Source organism: Pseudoxanthomonas putridarboris (assembly GCF_038321125.1).
Classification (GTDB): domain Bacteria; phylum Pseudomonadota; class Gammaproteobacteria; order Xanthomonadales; family Xanthomonadaceae; genus Pseudoxanthomonas_A; species Pseudoxanthomonas_A putridarboris.
The window spans coordinates 98,418-116,347 of sequence record NZ_JBBWWT010000010.1 but is presented as its reverse complement, the minus strand read 5'-3'; the positions used below and the strand labels follow the sequence as shown (position 1 = coordinate 116,347).

At 68.1% G+C, this 17,930-nt stretch carries 11 protein-coding genes; 5 read left to right on the top strand and 6 right to left on the bottom strand.

Features of this window, described 5'->3' with window-relative positions:
- Positions 1–439 precede the first annotated feature (439 nt).
- Both AAD027_RS16705 and aspS read right to left on the bottom strand, forming a co-directional pair.
- The gene (locus AAD027_RS16705; protein WP_341727166.1) at positions 440–961 is read right to left on the bottom strand and encodes a GNAT family N-acetyltransferase; all 522 of its coding nucleotides are present in this window, start codon (positions 959–961) and stop codon (positions 440–442) included.
- Between the two features lie 384 nt (positions 962–1,345).
- Positions 1,346–3,109: an aspartate--tRNA ligase gene (aspS, locus tag AAD027_RS16700; protein ID WP_341727158.1), complete on the bottom strand. Its 1,764-nt coding sequence runs from the start codon at positions 3,107–3,109 to the stop codon at positions 1,346–1,348.
- Positions 3,110–3,274: 165 nt separating this feature from the next.
- Here aspS and AAD027_RS16695 point away from each other — a divergent pair, with 165 nt between their 5' ends.
- Positions 3,275–4,183, top strand: coding sequence for a DUF3011 domain-containing protein (locus tag AAD027_RS16695; RefSeq protein WP_341727157.1), 909 nt, complete (start codon positions 3,275–3,277; stop codon positions 4,181–4,183).
- Between the two features lie 15 nt (positions 4,184–4,198).
- Here the strand turns inward: AAD027_RS16695 and AAD027_RS16690 are convergent, their stop codons facing one another.
- Complete coding sequence (locus AAD027_RS16690; protein ID WP_341727156.1) at positions 4,199–4,816, bottom strand: hypothetical protein; 618 nt, start codon at positions 4,814–4,816, stop codon at positions 4,199–4,201.
- 337 nt (positions 4,817–5,153) lie between these two features.
- Between AAD027_RS16690 and AAD027_RS16685 the strand changes: the two genes are divergently transcribed.
- Complete coding sequence (locus AAD027_RS16685; protein ID WP_341727155.1) at positions 5,154–7,250, top strand: phosphoglycerol transferase I; 2,097 nt, start codon at positions 5,154–5,156, stop codon at positions 7,248–7,250.
- Positions 7,251–7,308: 58 nt separating this feature from the next.
- Here the strand turns inward: AAD027_RS16685 and AAD027_RS16680 are convergent, their stop codons facing one another.
- Positions 7,309–7,608: an FmdB family zinc ribbon protein gene (locus tag AAD027_RS16680; RefSeq protein WP_341727154.1), complete on the bottom strand. Its 300-nt coding sequence runs from the start codon at positions 7,606–7,608 to the stop codon at positions 7,309–7,311.
- Positions 7,609–7,664: 56 nt separating this feature from the next.
- The gene (locus AAD027_RS16675) at positions 7,665–9,626 is read right to left on the bottom strand and encodes an ABC-F family ATP-binding cassette domain-containing protein (RefSeq protein WP_341727153.1); all 1,962 of its coding nucleotides are present in this window, start codon (positions 9,624–9,626) and stop codon (positions 7,665–7,667) included.
- A 193-nt stretch (positions 9,627–9,819) separates the two neighbouring features.
- Between AAD027_RS16675 and AAD027_RS16670 the strand changes: the two genes are divergently transcribed.
- The 3 genes from AAD027_RS16670 to ybaL all read left to right on the top strand — a co-directional run bounded on the left by AAD027_RS16670 (position 9,820) and on the right by ybaL (position 17,108).
- Positions 9,820–12,210 carry a TonB-dependent receptor plug domain-containing protein gene (locus AAD027_RS16670; RefSeq protein WP_341727152.1) on the top strand — a complete coding sequence of 797 codons (2,391 nt, stop codon included), beginning with the start codon at positions 9,820–9,822 and terminating at the stop codon, positions 12,208–12,210.
- A 290-nt stretch (positions 12,211–12,500) separates the two neighbouring features.
- Complete coding sequence (locus tag AAD027_RS16665) at positions 12,501–14,903, top strand: TonB-dependent receptor plug domain-containing protein (RefSeq protein WP_341727151.1); 2,403 nt, start codon at positions 12,501–12,503, stop codon at positions 14,901–14,903.
- A gap of 516 nt (positions 14,904–15,419) precedes the next feature.
- Positions 15,420–17,108, top strand: a complete 1,689-nt coding sequence (ybaL, locus tag AAD027_RS16660) for a YbaL family putative K(+) efflux transporter (RefSeq protein WP_341727150.1) — start codon at positions 15,420–15,422, stop codon at positions 17,106–17,108.
- 31 nt (positions 17,109–17,139) lie between these two features.
- Here the strand turns inward: ybaL and AAD027_RS16655 are convergent, their stop codons facing one another.
- The gene (locus tag AAD027_RS16655) at positions 17,140–17,769 is read right to left on the bottom strand and encodes a DUF3011 domain-containing protein (RefSeq protein WP_341727149.1); all 630 of its coding nucleotides are present in this window, start codon (positions 17,767–17,769) and stop codon (positions 17,140–17,142) included.
- Positions 17,770–17,930: the final 161 nt, after the last annotated feature.

Here is a 17,930-nt window from a genome sequence, read left to right as displayed (position 1 = left end):
CGTGGGGCGCTCCTACGGTACGTCCCCTCCCGGCACACCGCTGCTGCAGGAGCGGGTCATGCCCGCGATGCTTTTGCGCGACCCGATCGAAAAGCATCGCGCCCATGGGGCGCTCCTACGGTATGTCCCACCCCGGCACACCGCTGTTGTAGGAGCGGGCCATGCCCGCGATGCTTTGCGCGACCCGATCGAAAAGCATCGCGCCCGTGGGGCGCTCCTACGGTACGTCCCCTCCCGGCACACCGCTGCTGCAGGAGCGGGTCATGCCCGCGATGCTTTTGCGCGACCCGATCGAAAAGCATCGCGCCCATGGGGCGCTCCTACGGTACGTCCCACCCCGGCACACCGCTGTTGTAGGAGCGGGCCATGCCCGCGATGCTTTGCGCGATCTGATCGAAAGGCATCGCGCCCATGGGGCGCTCCTACGATGAGGACGACTTCAGCGGTTCGATGCAGCCCGCCGCAGGATGAACTCGTCATCCAGCGTCTGCCCCACCGCGAACTTGTAACCGCCCACACGCCGGAACCCATGGCGCCCGTAGAAGCGCTGCGCGCCGAAATTCTCCGACCACACCCCGATCCACAGCGTGCGCGGACCGTCGCGCAGCAACCAGCGCTCGGCTTCGGCGAACAGCTTCCCGCCCCAGCCGCCGTTCTGGTGCGACCCCAGCACGTAGAGCCGCTTCAGTTCGCCGTCGCTCGGCCGCACGTCCGGATGCGGCAGCCCGCAGGGGCCGGCGGCGGCGTGGCCGACGGCGACGCCACCCTCCTCCAGCAGCCATACCGCGTAGTCGGGGTGCGACAGGATCGTGTGCTGCTTGCCGACCTCGTAGGCATCGGCCAGGAACGCGGACAGATCCTCCAGCGGATACAGATGGCCGAAGGTCTCGGTGAAGGTGCGCGCGGCCAGGTCCGACAGGACCATGGCGTCTTCGACAGTGGCGCGGCGGATGACAAGCATGGGCATGGTCACTGTAGGAGGGGCTTCAGCCCGCGCCCCGATAGGCAATCGGTCATTTCCTCAAAATCGGTTGCTTGGAGCGTGTTCTTTGGAGAGCGCCACTGTATCGCCAGTCCGCAGCAAGGTGTTCATCGCAAGCATGGCGCGCTCGCCGCGGGGCCCTACTTTCTTTGCTCGTGCAAAGAAAGTAGGCAAAGAAACACGCCCCAGGCGGCGCGCCCTGCGTGCTTCGCACTCCGGGTCCGCAAGCAGGCCGGGAATTTTCGTAAGGCACATCCTTGTGCCATACGAAAACGGCGCGCATCCAGCGCGCCGCCCTTCGGGTTTTACCCGGCCCGCTCGCCGCGCCTCATGGGGTGTTGAACCCATGACGCAGTGCCTTGTTTATTCCTTGGCGCGCACCTGGATATGTAGTTCCGCGAGTTGCGCGTCCGGGATCGGCGACGGCGCGCCGGTCATCAGGCACTGCGCGGTGGTGGTCTTGGGGAACGGGATGACGTCGCGGATCGATTCGGTGCCGGCCATCAGCGCGGCGATGCGGTCGATGCCGAAGGCGATGCCGCCGTGCGGCGGCGCGCCATACTTCAGCGCGTCCAGCAGGAAGCCGAACTTGGCTTCCGCTTCCTCCGCGCCGATGCCCAGCAGTTCGAACACCGCGCTCTGCATGTCCGGGCGATGGATACGGATCGAACCGCCGCCGATCTCGTTGCCGTTCAGCACCATGTCGTAGCCGCGCGACACCGCGGTCTTCGCGTTGGCGCGCAGGTCGGCGATCTCGTCCACCGCCGGCGCGGTGAACGGATGGTGCAGGGCCACGTAGCGCTGCGCCTCGTCGTCCCACTCGAACATCGGGAAGTCGGTGACCCACAGCGGGCGCCAGCCGTCGGCGACCAGGTTGAAGTCCTTGCCGGCCTTCAGGCGCAGCGCGCCCATGAAGTCGGAGACCTTGTTGTACGCACCGGCGCCGAAGAACACGATGTCGCCATTGCCGGCGCCGACGTGCTTCAGCAGCGCGGCGAAGGCCTCTTCGCCGAAGAATTTCCGGATCGGCGAGGAAATCTCGCCGGCCTCGTCGATCTTGATGTAGGCCAGGCCCTTCGCGCCGTACTTGGCGGCGTGCGCGGCGTATTCGTCGATCTGCTTGCGCGACAGCGTGGCGCCGCCGGGGATGCGCAGTGCGGCGATGCGGCCGTCCGGATCGTTGGCGGCGGCGGTGAACACGGCGAACCCGCTGTCCTTCACCAGCTCGGCCACGTCCACCAGTTCCAGGTCGATGCGCAGGTCCGGCTTGTCCGAACCGTAGCGGCGCATCGCCTCGGCCCAGGTCATGCGCGGGAATTCGGCATCCAGCTCCACGTCCATCACTTCGCGGAAGATGTCGCGGATCATGCCTTCCACGGTGTCCTGCACGTCGCGCTCGCGCACGAAGGCGAACTCCATGTCCAGCTGGGTGAATTCCAGCTGGCGGTCGGCGCGCAGCGCCTCGTCGCGGAAGCAGCGCGCGATCTGGTAGTAGCGGTCGAAGCCGGCCACCATCAGGATCTGCTTGAACAGCTGCGGCGACTGCGGCAGCGCGTAGAACTCGCCCGGATGCAGGCGCGCCGGCACCAGGAAGTCGCGCGCGCCCTCGGGCGTGGCCTTGGTCAGGATGGGCGTCTCGATGTCCTGGAAACCGCGCGCGTCCAGCCAGCGGCGCAGCGCCTGCACCAGCCGGATGCGGGTGCGCTGCTTGCGCTGCATCTCGGGCGTGCGCAGGTCCAGGTAGCGGTACTTCAGGCGGATGTCCTCGCCGGCATTCTCGTGCGCGTGGAACGGCAGCGGCTGCGCCTTGTTCAGCACCTCGATCTTCGTCGCGACGATCTCGACCTTGCCGGTGCGGATCTTGTCGTTGACGCTGTGGCGCGCGCGCACCACGCCCTCCACGCGCAGCACGTCCTCGTAGCCCAGGCCGGCGGCCACGGCGAACACGTCCGCGGCACTCCGATCGCCCGTCGCCGGTTCCACCGTCACCTGCACGATGCCCTCATGGTCGCGCAGGTCGATGAAGCAGACGCCGCCCAGGTTGCGGGCGACGTCGGTCCAGCCGCACAGGGTCACGGTCCGGCCGATCATGGTCTCGTCGATGAGGCCGCAGAAATGGGTACGCATGGGGGCTCCGCAGATAACGTCCGGCCAGTGCCGGAAAGGTTTACGACAGCCGAAGGCTGGCCGAGCCGCATAGTTTAACCCGGGGCCGCCCCTTCCGCCCTGCCCGGTCCACGTGCGGGCTTAACGGTCCGGCGCTATGCTGGCGCCTCTCAGGAGGGTACCGCCATGAAGAAGCCGTTCCTGCAGTCCGTTTTCGTACTGTTGCTGGCCTTCATGGCCGCTCCGCCCGCGTTCGCCCAGGTTCAGACGCGCGCCTATGCGCCGGAAAACCTGCGGACCCTGTCCGTCTCCGACCAGACCCGGGTGATCAGCCAGGAATATTCCGAGCAGTCCCGCGGCCGCCGCATCCCGGACGACCAGTTGCGGTTCTACCTGGACCAGGTCAACCGCTCCAACTGGACCTTCAGCCGGATCAAGCAGGATATCGCCCAGTCCCTGGCGGGCAGTGCCGGCCCGCGCCCGCCGACGCCCGGCTCCGGCGGCCAAGTGACCTGCGAAAGCAAGGACAATCGCCGCCGCGAATGCCCCACCGGTTTCCGCGGACGCGCCGTGCTGGTGCAGAACCTGTCCGGCACGCGCTGCGTGGAGGGACAGAACTGGGGCAGCCGTGCCGGCGCCGTGTGGGTGGATCGCGGCTGCCGCGGCCGCTTCGCCGAACAGTCCGGCAGCGGCGGCATCGGGGGCGTGGTGAAGTGCGAAAGCGCCAACGGCGCCTATCGCGAGTGCCGCACCGGCTTCCGTGGCCGCGCCGTGGTGCAGCGGCAGCTTTCGTCCACGCGCTGCAACGAGAACCAGAACTGGGGCCAGCGGCAGGGGCTGATCTGGGTGCGCGGCGGCTGCCGTGCGGAATTCCGCGATTCCGGCACCGGCCTGGGCGGCGGCAACGACTACAGCGTGACCTGCAGCAGCCAGGACAACCGCCGCAAGACCTGCGCCTACGATGCCCGCCAGGGCCGTCCCATCCTGTTGCAGCAGTTGTCCAACCAGAGTTGCCGCGAGGGCTACAGCTGGGGCTATGCGGGTTCGCAGGTGTGGGTGGACCGCGGCTGCCGCGGCCGTTTCGGGCCGCGCTGAGCGCCCGTCACGGGGTCAGTCGTCGGCGCCCCACGGCGCCGGCGGCAACGCGACCGGCGCGGTCAGGTCGAATTCCACGCGGAACAGCCGCCCGCCCGGCCGGCTGAGCTCGTAGACGAAGGTCCTGGCCGGCACCAGTTCCATCGCCCAGGTGTTGTTGAGCGAGGCGTTCAGGCCTTCGCGCTGGAACAGCGCCACCGATTCGGCATCCACCGGGAACGCCTGCCGTTGCGCGGTGCCCGGCTCGGCCGTGTCGCCGCCGTACATCGTCACCGCATCGGGGCGGCCGTCTTCGTGCCGATGGTCGTGCTTCAGCCGCAGCCCGTCGACGGTGCGCGTCAGCACCCAGGTGCGCGAACGGTCGTCGCCGACGTGGAAGGGAACGCGGATTTCGCGGCCGGGGTCGTCGCAGCCGCGCACATGCATCACCAGCGTCTTGCCCTCAAATGGGTCCGGCGCGGTCGGTGCGGGCTGGTTGGCGGTGATGCGGCCGGCGAAAGCCTGCCCGCAATGATTCGCCAGGGCGGCAAGGAAATAATCCGCGGGCGCCGCTTCCGCGTCGGCATTCGCCGACACGCCCGCACTCGTGCAGGCCAGCGCGATGGCGGCCACCGCCAACACATTCGATCTCATCGACTACTCCCTCAACGGACAGGACATCGTTACGGCGCGGCCGGCATGGGAATCCGGGCCGCGACGTCCCGCCATCGACCGGTCCGGACGTATCCCCGCCACCGGACCGCTGCCGACGGCAGTGCCTGAACGATACCCGATCGCCGGACATCGCGCAGCGGCGGGCCCTTCGGATCGCGGACCGCAAGTGTCAGTCGCATCACAACATCTCGTTCAGGAAGCCAATGGCAGGTTTGTTGCACTTGAATGACAACAGGGGGAACCGCTGATGACGGTATTGCAACGCGTGCGCCGATGGCGCGGGAGGAGTGGCCAATCCATGCGGAGGTGTTGAGCGATGTCGCTACTGCTCTTCCTCTGCGTGCTCGCGCTGGTCTGGCTGTTGCTGGCTTCCACGACACGGCGGCGAACGAAGGCCGCGCTCCTCAGCCTGCTGCTGGTGTCGCTGGCGGTGTGGTGGCTGATCGATCGCCTGAGCGGCGACGGCATCAATGCCGCCACGCTGTATCACCTCGACACCGGGCTGCAGGGCGCCGGCATCGCCGAGTTCCGCGGCCTCATCATGGCCTTCGTCGGCCTGGTGGCGATCGCGCTCTCGTCCCTGCTGCTGGTGCGGATACGCCGGTTCCGGCTGCCCAGGCACGGCACCACGGTATCCCTGTCCTTTTCGGCGGTCTTCGTCGTGGCGGTGCTGGCCAGCCCGATCTTCTCCGATGCCCTGCGCCTGTACCACATGTCGCGTCCGGCGGACGTGTCCACCGTGGCGGCCGAATACCTGCTGCCGGACAAGCCGGTGATGCAGCCGCGCAACATCGTCTGGATCTACGGCGAAAGCCTGGAACGCACCTACCTGGACGACAGCGTGTTCCCCGGACTGATGCCCAACCTGGCGCGCCTGGCCGGTGAAGCGGTCGATTTCCGCGACATCGTCTCGCCCGAGGGCAGCGGCTGGACCATCGCCGGCCTGGTGTCGTCGATGTGCGGCATACCGTTGACGACCTCGCGCGGCGACGAGAACAGCATGGGGCGGATGAACCACTTCCTGCCCGGCGCCTACTGCCTGGGCGACTACCTGAAACAGCAGGGCTACACCCTGCGCTTCAGCGGCGGTGCCGATGCCGCCTTCGCGGCGAAGGGCGATTTCCTCGCCAGCCACGGTTTCGACCAGGTCAAGGATCGCCGCCATTTCGAGAACGCCGGCGTTCCCAAGCGCCACTTCTCCAACTGGGGCATCCACGACGACGTGCTGCTGGACGACGTGTTCGACGATTTCATGTCGCTGTCGGCCGATGGCCAGCCCTTCATGCTGACCACCCTGACCATGGACACCCACCATCCGGCCGGGCACCTCCCGGTGTCCTGCCGGGACACGCGCTACGACAGTGCCCTGGGCGACATCGGCCTGCTGCGCGCGCTCAAGTGCACCGACCGGTTGATCTCGGAACTGGTGGACAAGATCCGGCGCAGCCCGTACGCCGACAACACCCTGATCGTCGTCGCGTCCGACCACCTGGCCATGCCGAACGATCTGAGCGACGTGCTGGCGCGCCAGCACCGCGAGAACCTGCTGCTGCTGCTGGCTCCCGACCTGCCGCCGCGGCAGGTGGCGTCCGGCGGCAGCACGCTGGATTCGGGCGCCACCGTGCTGCAGCTGCTCAACCCCGCCCTCCACGCCCTCGGGTTCGGGCGCTCGCTGCTGGCATCCGCGCCGCCGAGCGCCAGCGTCGCCGCGCGCAGCGGCGACCAGGCGCGCTACCAGTCCTACCTCGGGTTCGCGCGCCAACTATGGACGGGCCAGGAAACCGGCATCCTGCGCATGGACGACGACCGCGTGATCGTCGGCCAGCAGCAGATCAAGCCGCCGGTGCTGCTGGAATACGATTCGCAGTGGAACATCACCTCGATCGTGCTGGAGGATGCGCCGCGGCAGTTCATGCGCGACCCGGACAACGTACTGGCCTACATCGACCGCTGCACCGCGTTCGAGGATGCCCTCCCCCTCGGCGAGTGGTGCGCGCTGCTGGTCGACCGGAGCAACGATCTGAAGCTCTACACCGACCTGGACCTGCAGCAGGGCGTCAAGATCGACGCTCCGCTCGAAACCCATGGCGAGCCGCGCCCGCGCCCGCGCCGGCCCCTCACCCTGAGCCACGAGTCGCGGCGGATGCTCGCCGGCCAGTACCAGCTGCGCCTGCGTCCGCAGCGACTGCCCAGCCACCCGTTCTGGCTGGAAGCCGTGTCGGCGGATGGCAAGGTGGTGCACGCCCGCGAATGGGTGCGCGTGGAAGGCCACGAAGGCGGGCAGATCCGCCTGCCGGTCTGGCTGGATACCACCGTGGACGACCTGGTGATCCGGGCCTGGCTGGACTACACCGAGGACATGCCGCTGGAAGGCATCGCACTGACCCGGGTACCGCCCAGGAAGCGCTCCTGACGACAGGCCGTCCGGGCGGCGCGCATTCTTCGCGATGCGCGCCCGGGGCGGCCGTCGCTCAGGTATCGGAAGGCGCCGGCTTGCTCTCGCTCTTGGACGGAGCCGGGGCCGCCTCGCTGGCCGGCTTGGCCGCACCCGCATCGCCGCTGTCGGCCAGGTTGCGCTTCTTGTCGCCGTCCTTCTTGAAGTCGGTTTCGTACCAGCCGCCGCCCGCCAGCCGGAACGAGGGTGCCGTCAACTGGCGCTTGACCGCGTGCGCGCTGCACGACGGGCACGTATCCGGATCAGGATCGGACAACTTCTGCAGGCGCTCGAAACTGTGGCCGCACTGGGTGCATTCGAAGGCGTAGATGGGCATGGGGGCGGGATGCTGGTTGCGAACGTGGGAAGGGGATGGGGCCGCCGGAAGCGGAATCAAGCCTCGTCGTACAGCGCCGACCAGGCCTGCTCGGCCTGGGCAAGCTGCTGTTGCAGGCTTTCGCGGTCGCGGCCGAGCACGGCGGCGCGCTCGGCGTCGGCGTAGGTGGTGGGATCGGCGAGCCGCGCGTCCACGTCGGCCAGCCGACCTTCCAGTTCGGCCACCCTGGCCTCGGCGGCGGCCAGCTTGACCGGGTTGACCTTGCGCGCCGGCGCCATGGGCTTGGGCGATGGCGCGGGCGCCGGTTCGTTGCGCAGCGGCTTGCTGCCCTGCGCGGAGGCGCGGGTGCGCAGCCAGGCCGCGTATTCGTCCAGGTCGCCGCTGAAGGGTTCCACCGCGCCGTCGGCCACGCGCCAGAACGTGTCGCAGACCAGGCCGATCAGGTGGCGGTCGTGGCTGACCATGACGATGGCGCCGTCGAAATCGCTGAGCGCTTCGGCCAGCGCCTCGCGCATCTCCAGGTCAAGGTGGTTGGTGGGTTCGTCCAGCAGCAGTACGTTGGGCTGGCGCCAGGCGATCAGCGCCAGCGCCAGGCGCGCGCGCTCGCCGCCGGAGAACCCGTCCACCACCTCGAACGCGCGGTCGCCGGGGAAATTCCACTTGCCCAGGAAGTCGCGGAACGCCTGCGTGGGCGAATCCGGCGACAACTCGCGGAAATGGTCGATCGGCGACTGCCCTTCGTGCAGCGATTCGACCGTGTGCTGCGCGAAGTAGCCGATGCGCAGGTCCGGATGCGCGCTGCGTTCGCCGGCCAGCAGCGGCAGTTCTCCCACCAGTGATTTCACCAGCGTGGACTTGCCGGCGCCGTTGGGACCCAGCAGGCCGATGCGGTCGCCCGCCTCCAGGCCGAAGCCGACATCGTGGAGGATGATGGTGGCCCCCTCCCTCGCATGCGGGGGAGGGTTGGGGTGGGGGCCGGCATCCGGAGCCTTGCCCCCATCCGCCCCCCGGGCACCTTCCCCCGCAAGCGGGGGAAGGGATGAATCAAGCGGATACCCCGCTTCGCCGTGGTTGATGCGGATCAGCGAGTGCGGCAGGCGCATGGGCTGGGCGAACTCGATGCGGAACTCGCGCTCGGCGCGCACCGCCTCGGTGCCGGCCAGCTTGGCCAGGCGCTTCATGCGGCTCTGCGCCTGCTTGGCCTTGCTGGCCTTGGCCTTGAAGCGGTCGATGAAGGATTGCAGGTGCGCGCGCTCGGCCTGTTCCTTCTCGTGCGCGATCTGCTGCTGGCGCAGTTGCTCGGCGCGCTGGCGCTCGAAGTCGGTATAGCCGCCGGTATACAGCTTGGCGCCGCCGCCATGCAGATGCAGCGTATGCGTGGCCACGTTGTCCAGGAATTCGCGGTCGTGCGAGATCAGCAGCAACGTGCCCGGATACTTCAGCAGCCACTGTTCCAGCCACAGCACCGCGTCCAGGTCCAGGTGGTTGGTCGGTTCGTCCAGCAGCAGCAGGTCGCTGGGCGTCATCAGCGCGCGCGCCAGGTTCAGGCGCACGCGCCAGCCGCCGGAGAACGAGGACACCGGCCGGCTGTGCGTGTCGGCCGGGAAGCCCAGGCCGTGCAGCAGCTTGCCGGCGCGCGCTTCGGCGTCGTAGCCGTTGAGTTCGGCGATGCGCAGGTGCGCGGCGGCGACCGCATCCCAGTCTTCGGCGGCGCTGGCCTCGGCCTCGGTTTTCAGCGCGGCGGCGACTTCGACATCGCCGCCGAGCACGAAATCGATGGCCGCATCCGGCAACGACGGGGTTTCCTGGGCGACGCTGGCCGTGCGCAGCCTGCCGGGCAGGTCGACGTCCCCTTTGTCCGGTTCCAGCTCGCCGCGCACGGCGGCGAACAGGCTGGACTTGCCGGCGCCGTTGCGCCCGACCACGCCGACCCGATAACCGGCGTGCAGGGCCAGGTCGACATTGGAAAGCAACAGGCGTTCGCCCCTGCGCAGGGCGAAATTGCGGAAGGAAATCATCGATCTATGGGTCTTATAACTGGAAAGAATATGCAGATGAGCAGGATTCCTGCGACGTAATTCTATCGCTTAACCAATATTTGACGCTGGTGCTGCGGAAAGGGCCGGCTCCCCCGGTGCTGCATCCGGCCCGTCCACGACCCGGCGACGGGTCGGCGCCAGCACCGCCATTGCCCTGTCCCTGGAGTACCGCATGTTCCGCAAGATTTCCCCGCTGGCTTCGGCCATCGCCACCGTCCTGATCGCCATCCCCGCCTTCGCCCAGGACGCCCCCGACAGAACGGCCAGCACGCTGGACACGGTGATCGTCACCGGCACCCGCGTCAGCGACCGCACCGTGGCCGAATCCCAGTCCCCCATCGACATCATCACGCCGGAGGTCCTGCAGGCCACCGGCACCACCGAACTGGCGACCGCGCTGGCGCGCGCCCTGCCCTCGCTCAACTTCCCCCGTCCGGCCATCACCGACGGCACCAGCGGCGTGCGCCCGGCGCAGCTGCGCGGCCTCTCGCCGGACCAGGTGCTGGTGCTGGTCAACGGCAAGCGCCGCCACATCTCGGCGCTGGTCAACGTCAACGGCACCATCGGCCGCGGTTCGTCGGCGGTGGACCTCAACGCGATTCCGGTCTCGGCCATCGAGCGCGTCGAAGTGCTGCGCGACGGCGCGTCGGCGCAGTACGGCTCCGACGCCATCGCCGGCGTGGTCAACATCGTGCTGAAAGGCGCAGGGGAAGGCGGCAGCCTGGCGGTGGACGTGGGCCAGTACTCGGCCGGCGATGGCCGCCAGTACCAGTTGTCCGGCGACACCGGGCTGTCCTTCGGCGGCGGCCGCGGCTTCGTGCATGTCGCGGGCCAGTTGACCCGGCAGGACGAGACCGACCGCGCGGGCCCCTACCAGGGCACGGCCCCCCATACGGGCAACAATCCCGGCATCGGCGAAGTCGCCTACATCTACGGCGACCCCAAGGTGGACGCGGGCGCGGTGTCGGCCAACGCCGGCTTCGACTTCAGCGACAACGTCAGCGCCTACGCCACGGCCATCGCCAGCAACCGCGACATCACCTCGTTCGCGTTCTACCGTTCGCGCGGGCACAACCCGGTCGTGCCGCAGGTCTACCCGGACGGCTACGTGCCGGAGATCAACCAGCTTTCGCAGGACCGTTCGCTGGTGGCCGGCGTTAAGGGCGACACGGAAAGCGGCTGGAAGTGGGACGTGAGCTACAACTACGGCTACAACCACCTGCGCTTCTACACGCAGAACAGCATCAACTACAGCCTGGGCGCCACCAGTCCGTCGCGCTTCTACGACGGCGCGCTGGAGTACACCCAGAACGTGGTGAACGCCGACATCAGCAAGTCGCTCGACTGGGGCCTGGCGTATCCGGCCACGCTGTCCTTCGGCGCGGAATACCGCCAGGAGAAATGGAACCAGTCGCCGGGCGCGCCGGATTCGTACAGCAACGGCGGCGCGCAGGGCTTCGGCGGCTTCACCCCGACCAACGCCGTGCATTCGGACCGCGACAACTACGCCGTCTATGCCGGCCTGGAGGCCGACATCACCGAGAAGTTCTCCGCGGGCATCGCCGGTCGCTACGAGGACTACTCCGACTTCGGCAGCGAAACCTCCGGCAAGCTGTCGGCGCGCTACGCGTTCACCGACAAGGTCGCGCTGCGCGCGACCGTGGCCAGCGGCTTCCGCGCACCGGCGCTGGCCCAGCAGTACTACCAGGTGGTCACCTCGCAGTACAACGCCAGCGTGGACCGCTTCTTCGAGTCGGGCACCTTCCCCGCCACCAGCGCGGTCGCGCAGGCGCTCGGCGCGGACCCGCTGACCGCGGAAACCTCGCTGTCCTACGGCCTGGGCCTGGTGCTGCAGCCGGTGGACCGGCTGTACATCACCATCGACGCCTACCAGATCGACATCGACGACCGCATCGTGCTGTCCTCCAACCTGCTGCTGGGCGACAACGCCGCGGCGCAGGCGCTGCTGGCCAGCCTGGGCGTCAACGGCGTCACCAGCGCACGCTACTTCACCAACGCCGCCGACACCCGCACGCGCGGCGTGGACGTGATCGCGCAGTACACGGTGCCGCTGGCCAACAGCAGCCTCAACCTGACCGCCGGCTACAACTACAACAAGACCGAGATCGAGCGCATCGCGCCCAACCCGCCGGAGCTGGACGCGCTGGGCGCCAATCTGTGGCGCATCGGCCGCGACGAGCAGGGCCGCATCGAGGAGGGCTACCCGCGCGACAAGGCCACGCTGGCCGCCACCTGGAACCTGGCGCACTGGGACTTCAACCTGGGCGCGACCCGCTACGGCGAGTTCACCTCGCGCGTCAGCGAGACCGGCAACCCCGCCAACGACCAGACCTACGGCGCCAAGTGGGTGCTGGACGTCTCGGCCAGCTTCCGTCCGGACGAGAACTGGACGCTGACGCTGGGCGCGGACAATTTCCTGGACGAGTACCCGGACCGGACGATCTTTCCGAATTCCAACAGCGGGCAGTTCCCGTACAGCAGCCAGTCGCCGTTCGGCTTCAACGGCGCCTACGTGTACGGACGCATCGGTTACAAGTGGTAAACCGGGTCCAGGACCGGCATCGACGCCCCGCATCGCGGGGCGTTTTTTTTGGTGTCCGGATTTCGGTCGCGGGGGTGGCCTTCGTCCCGCGCTGGGGAAGGCGGCAAGACGGCCGCGCGCATCGGACCTGCGTGCGCAACGTGCGGAATCTGTCTGTCTAAAGTTAATTGACATCCATGTCATCGCCCTGTAATCAAGATATGGTGCGCCGCACAAAAATGATTTCAGCCGCAACTGTCTGACGTCGCAGCCCCGAACCGCGCGCCTTCCCGTCACCCGTTGGAGCCACCATGAACCGCAAGCCTTCGCCACTCGCCTTCGCCGTCGCCCTGGCGCTGTCCGCGCCCACCGCCTTCGCGCAGCAAGCCAGCCCCTCCGATGCCCAGACCCTCGATACCCTGATCGTCACCGGTACCCGCGTGGCCGATCGCACGGTGGCCGAATCCACCGCCCCCATCGACATCATCACGCCGGCCGTGCTGGAGTCCACCGGCACCACCGAACTGGCCACCGCCCTGTCGCGGGCCCTGCCTTCGCTGAACTTCCCGCGCCCGGCCATCTCCGACGGCACCGACGCCGTGCGGCCGGCGCAACTGCGCGGCCTCTCGCCGGACCACGTGCTGGTGCTGGTCAACGGCAAGCGCTACCACAGCGGCGCGCTGGTCAACGTCAACGGCACCCAGGGCCGCGGCTCCGCGCCGGTCGATCTCAACACCATCCCGATCGCCGCGATCGCGCGCGTGGAAGTGCTGCGCGACGGCGCATCGGCGCAGTACGGCTCCGACGCCATCGCCGGCGTCATCAACATCGTGCTCAAGGGCAGCGATCGCGGCGGCGGCGTGTCGGCGAGGTACGGCCAGTACAGCGCAGGCGATGGCGAGCAGTACCAGCTGTCGGCGGACGCGGGCTTCAAGCTGGGCGAAGCCGGTTCCATCCACTTCGCGGCGCAGGGCGGCCACCAGGACCAGACTGACCGCGCGCGGCCCTTCATCGGCACGCCCACCGCCACGTCGGCGCCGCTGGGCAGGGTCGTGCAGCGCCAGGGCGATCCGGAAGTCGACCACGGTTCGTTTTCCTACAACGGCGAACTGGCGCTCGCCGAATACCTGACCTTCTATTCGTACGGCGTCTACACCAAGCGCGACGTGCTCTCGAACGGGTTCTTCCGCCCGGCCGGCGACTCGCGCAACATCCCTGAAATCTATCCGGACGGCTTCCTGCCGCAGATCGACAACGAGTCCACCGACAACAACTTCGTGTTCGGCCTGAAGGCCTACACCGACGGCGGCACCAACATCGACCTGAGCTACACCTACGGCTCCAACGAACTGACCTTCGACATCAAGAACACCCTCAACCGCAGCCTCGGCCCGACCTCGCCGACCGCGTTCTACGCGGGCGCGCTGGAATACAGGCAGCACGTCCTGAACCTGGACTTCAACAAGGGACTGGACTGGGGCCTGGCCTATCCCGTCACCCTGTCCTACGGCGCCGAATGGCGCGGCGAGAAATTCATCCAGTCGGCGGGCGAGCCCGGTTCGTACGTCAACGGCGGCGTGTTGCTGCCGGATGGCTCGCCGGCCCCGAGCGGCTCGCAGGTCTTCCCGGGGTTCACCCCGGCCTACAGCGGCTCCTACGACCGCAACAGCCTGTCGTTCTACGCGGGGCTGGAAGGCAACGTCACCGAGAAGTTCACCCTGGGCCTGGCGGGCCGCTACGAGGACTACAGCGACTTCGGCACCACCTCCACGGGCAAGATCACCGCACGCTACGAATTCAACGACAAGGTGGCGCTGCGCGGGACGGCCGCCACCGGTTTCCACGCGCCGGCGCTGCAGCAGCAGAACTACCAGGCGGTCTCCACCAACTTCATCAACACGCCCCTGGGCACCCTTCCCTTCGACATCGCGACGTTCCGCGTGGACCATCCCGCGGCCATCGCCCTGGGCGCCGAGCCGCTGAAGGCCGAGGAATCGACCAATCTCAGCCTCGGCCTGGTGCTGCAGCCGGTGGACAACCTCTACATCACCATCGATGCCTACCAGATCAAGGTCGACGACCGGATCACCCTGTCCTCCAACCTCACCAGCACGCCGGTGCGCGACTACCTGAATGCCAACGGCTTCCCGGACGTCGGCGGCGGCCGTTACTTCACCAACGCCATCGACACCACCACCGAAGGTGTCGACATCGTCGGCACCTACACGTGGAACCTGCCGGGCAGCAGCCTGGACCTGACTGCCGGATACAACTACAACAAGACCACGATCGACCGGGTGGCGGGCAACCCGGCCGTGCTGGAAGCCATCGACCCGACGGCCGTGCGTTTCGACCGGATCGAGATCGGCCGGTTCGAGAAGGGCTCCCCGCGCGACAAGTTCTTCCTTGGCGGCAGCTGGAACGTGGGCGCGTTCGAGCTGTCGGCGACGGCGACCCGCTACGGCGAGTTCACGGTCTTCGGCAGCACCGCGGCCAACGACCAGACCTTCGATCCGGAGTGGACGCTCGACCTCGCCGCGACGTACACGCTGAACAACTGGGCATTCACGCTGGGTGGCGACAACGTGCTCAACGAATACCCGGACGAGGTGATCTTCCCCAACTCGACCTCCGGGCAGTTCGCCTACAGCTCCAGCTCGCCGTTCGGCTTCAACGGCGCATTCGTGTACGCCAACGTGTCCTACAAGTGGTAGTTTCCATCGCCGGCCACGCTTCCGACGCCCCGCATCGCGGGGCGTTTTTTTCGGTATCCGGAATTTTGTGGGGGCGAGCGGGAGCCGTATCCCTCTCCCCGCTTGCGGGGAGAGGGGGCCGAAGGCCGGTGAGGGGCCGACGGCGCCGCTGCGACTCGGCGCATGAAGCATCATCGAGTGCGGGATTCCAGCACCTTCGCCTTCCCGCACGCGATCCATCATCACGAACATCACGTCGACTGGCTCCGTCGCCCCTCATCCGGCACGGACATGGCGGCCGATCGCTTACTTCCCCCGCCTGCGGGGGCGGGCTCATCGGCACCTCGTCCCCGCAGGCGGGGAGAAGCAAATCCCTCACTCGAATCCGGACGGCTTTCCTGTCCCCGGCGCGACCGCGGCCCCGCGACGACGGCGCTGGATCCCTCGAAGGATGAATCCCCCGCTCAGCTTGCATTTGCGGCATACCGGCCCGATCAGCGAAACTCACCCTTCACGCACAGGAAACACTTCCCCTCGATGCATCATGACACCGACCTGATCAACATCATCGCGGTTGGCCTTGCCCTGGCCTTCGTGCTGGGCGCGCTGGCCAACAAGCTGCGCCTGTCGCCGCTGGTCGGCTACCTGCTGGCGGGCATCTTCGTCGGTCCGTTCACTCCCGGCTTCGTCGCCGACCAGGAACTGGCCAACCAGCTGTCCGAACTGGGCGTGATGCTGCTGATGTTCGGGGTGGGCCTGCACTTCTCGCTGGAGGACCTGCTGGAGGTCAAGGCCATCGCCATCCCCGGCGCCATCGTGCAGATCGCGGTGGCCACGGCGCTGGGCTGGTCGCTGGCCTGGGGCCTGGGCTGGACGCCGCTGAACGGCTTCGTGTTCGGCCTGGCGCTATCGGTGGCCAGCACGGTGGTGCTGCTGCGCGCGATGGAGGACCGGCGCCTGCTGGACACCATGCGCGGCCGCATCGCGGTGGGCTGGCTGATCGTGGAGGACCTGGCCATGGTGCTGGCGCTGGTGCTGCTGCCGGTGCTGGCCGAGACCTTCGGCCCCAACGAGGGCGGCCAGCCCGCCAGCTTCGGCACCTTCGCGGCGGCGATCGCCTGGACGCTGGTGAAGCTGGGCGCGTTCGTGGCCTTCATGCTGCTGGTCGGCCGCCGGGTGATCCCGTGGACGCTGGAGAAGATCGCCGCCACCGGCTCGCGCGAACTGTTCACGCTGTCGGTGCTGGCCATCGCGCTGGGCGTGGCGTTCGGCTCGGCGACGCTGTTCGGGGTGTCGTTCGCGCTGGGCGCGTTCTTCGCCGGCATGCTGCTCAACGAATCGGAACTGAGCCACAAGGCCGCCAACGATTCGCTGCCGCTGCGCGACGCGTTCGCGGTGCTGTTCTTCGTTTCGGTGGGCATGCTGTTCGACCCCGCCATCCTGGTCAAGCATCCCTGGCAGGTGCTGGCCACGCTGATGATCATCGTGGTGGGCAAGTCGCTGGCCGCATTCTTCATCGTGCGGATGTTCAAGCACCCTACCGGCACGGCGCTGACCATCTCGGTCAGCCTGGCGCAGATCGGCGAGTTCTCCTTCATCCTGGCCGCGCTGGGCGTGTCGCTGAAGATCCTGCCGCCGGAAGGACGCGACCTGATCCTGGCCGGCGCGCTGCTGTCGATCATCGCCAATCCGTTCCTGTTCTCCTGGCTGGATCGCTGGCAGAAGAAGCAGGAAGCACTGGCCCCCGCGCCCGTGGTGCCGGAACCGCCGCCGGGCCCGTCGCTGGACATCACCGACCACGCCATCATCATCGGCTACGGCCGCGTGGGCAGCGAACTGGCGCGCGTGCTGCGCGAGCGCGGCGTGCCGCTGATCGTCATCGACGACAACGGCGACCACGTGGCGCGCGCGCATGCCGCCGGCATCCCCGCCATCCGCGGCAGCGCGGCGGCGGACAAAGTGCTGGCCGAAGCGCATCCCGAGCGGGCCAAGATCGCCGTGCTGGCGATCCCGCAGCCGCTGGAGGCCGGCGAGGCGCTGGCCAAGCTGCGTGCGATCAATCCCTCGCTGACGCTGCTGGCGCGCGCGCACAGCGAAGGCGAGGTGAAGCACCTGCTGGAACACGGCGCCGATGGCGCGGTGCTGGCCGAGCGCGAACTGGCGTTCTCGCTGGCGGAGATGGTGATGTCCACGCCCCCGTACCGGCCGCAGCGCAGCGCGGTCTGACGCCGCGCCGCAGCCAGTCCTAGCGTCGACTTCAACGGTTGCCGTCGTCGGGCGGATCGACCAGGCAACCTGCGCCATGGCAACCCTGCCAGTTGCCGTGCGTATCGAAGTTGGGGTTGCCCTGGCGATCGAATGATGGACGCGGATCGATGTCCTGGCTGCTGTCGCGCCTGGCATCCGGATTGTCCACCTTGCAGCCGATGCCGTGGCAGCCGCTGTAGGCGGGCGGACGATCGTAGTCGATGTTGCTGGTGGTGTGGCGGCGGTCCTTGTCCTCGGCCGCGCCCGCGATGATCGCGCCCAGCACCGCGCCGGCCACCAGCGCGCCGGTATCGTGGCCATGCCCGGAGTAACCACGCGCATCGTCGTCCCAGGTATCGCCGCGGCCGTGGTGGTAGCCGCGGACGTCGGCGAACACCGCCGAGCACCCCTGCGCCACCCAGACGTAGCCGCTGCGCCGGTTGAATCCCCAACTGCGGTTGACGATGCAGGCGCTGCCGGAAATCTGGTGCACCAGTTGCGGCGCCTGCAGTTGGCCGGCCCAGCATTCGTTGTACTGGTAGTGGATGGAATGGCATTCCACCGTGGCCTGCGCGGCGGCAGGCACGGCGGCACAGGACAGCAGATACGACGAAACCACGAACATGGCGCGCTGGAACATGGCATTGCCCTCCCGGATGGAAGCGTTCCCCTGCGCGCCGGATGCTAGCACCACGCCGTTGCCTGCATGGGTTTGCCCAGGGCCGTGAACCGGCTTTCGCAAATCCCCGGAGCAGGCATCCACGACGGCACCCGGCCCGGCCGTGCAGGCCGGGTCCGGGC

Coding starts and splice junctions, on each gene's coding strand:
- AAD027_RS16705 (WP_341727166.1), bottom strand. CDS start 961: ATGCTTGTCATCCGCCGCGCCACTGTCGAAGACGCCATGGTCCTGTCG.
- aspS (WP_341727158.1), bottom strand. CDS start 3,109: ATGCGTACCCATTTCTGCGGCCTCATCGACGAGACCATGATCGGCCGG.
- AAD027_RS16695 (WP_341727157.1), top strand. CDS start 3,275: ATGAAGAAGCCGTTCCTGCAGTCCGTTTTCGTACTGTTGCTGGCCTTC.
- AAD027_RS16690 (WP_341727156.1), bottom strand. CDS start 4,816: ATGAGATCGAATGTGTTGGCGGTGGCCGCCATCGCGCTGGCCTGCACG.
- AAD027_RS16685 (WP_341727155.1), top strand. CDS start 5,154: ATGTCGCTACTGCTCTTCCTCTGCGTGCTCGCGCTGGTCTGGCTGTTG.
- AAD027_RS16680 (WP_341727154.1), bottom strand. CDS start 7,608: ATGCCCATCTACGCCTTCGAATGCACCCAGTGCGGCCACAGTTTCGAG.
- AAD027_RS16675 (WP_341727153.1), bottom strand. CDS start 9,626: ATGATTTCCTTCCGCAATTTCGCCCTGCGCAGGGGCGAACGCCTGTTG.
- AAD027_RS16670 (WP_341727152.1), top strand. CDS start 9,820: ATGTTCCGCAAGATTTCCCCGCTGGCTTCGGCCATCGCCACCGTCCTG.
- AAD027_RS16665 (WP_341727151.1), top strand. CDS start 12,501: ATGAACCGCAAGCCTTCGCCACTCGCCTTCGCCGTCGCCCTGGCGCTG.
- ybaL (WP_341727150.1), top strand. CDS start 15,420: ATGCATCATGACACCGACCTGATCAACATCATCGCGGTTGGCCTTGCC.
- AAD027_RS16655 (WP_341727149.1), bottom strand. CDS start 17,769: ATGTTCCAGCGCGCCATGTTCGTGGTTTCGTCGTATCTGCTGTCCTGT.